We start from the raw sequence: 427 nt of genomic DNA on the forward strand, positions 1-427 counted from the left end.
GGTTCGCCCCCAGCAACTCGTTAGCGAGGATAACCACCTTGAGACGGACGTCGAAACCTTCGACATCGGCGGTCGGGGCGGCTTCGGCATAGCCCAGCTGCTGTGCCTCTTTCACCGCCGAGGCAAAATCCAGGCCGCCTTCCATGCGGCCAAGCACGAAGTTCGAAGTGCCGTTGAGGATGCCTTCAAAGCCGGTTACTTCCGCGCCGGCGAGGGTCTTTTTAGCCATGCGGATGACAGGCGTGCCGCTCATGACGGAGCCTTCGTACTCGAAGTGGAGACCATTCGATTTCGCCAGGGTTTCGAGCTCCCGGGCAGCAATGGCCACAGGACCCTTGTTGGTGGTAACGACATGTTTTCCGGTCTGAAGCGCCCAGCGGCAATGGGAAACGGCGGGCTCGCCGTCGGTCGGATTGGTGAAGGTGGC

Annotated in this window: 1 pseudogene; it reads right to left on the bottom strand. The window is 61.1% G+C overall.

Annotation, left to right across the window (positions count from 1 at the left end):
- Positions 1 to 427 (bottom strand): annotated as a pseudogene (locus tag EN750_RS38810) (homoserine dehydrogenase); the annotation flags it as partial.

Source organism: Mesorhizobium sp. M7A.F.Ca.ET.027.03.2.1, assembly GCF_003999175.1.
In the GTDB taxonomy this organism is placed as follows: Bacteria; Pseudomonadota; Alphaproteobacteria; order Rhizobiales; family Rhizobiaceae; genus Mesorhizobium.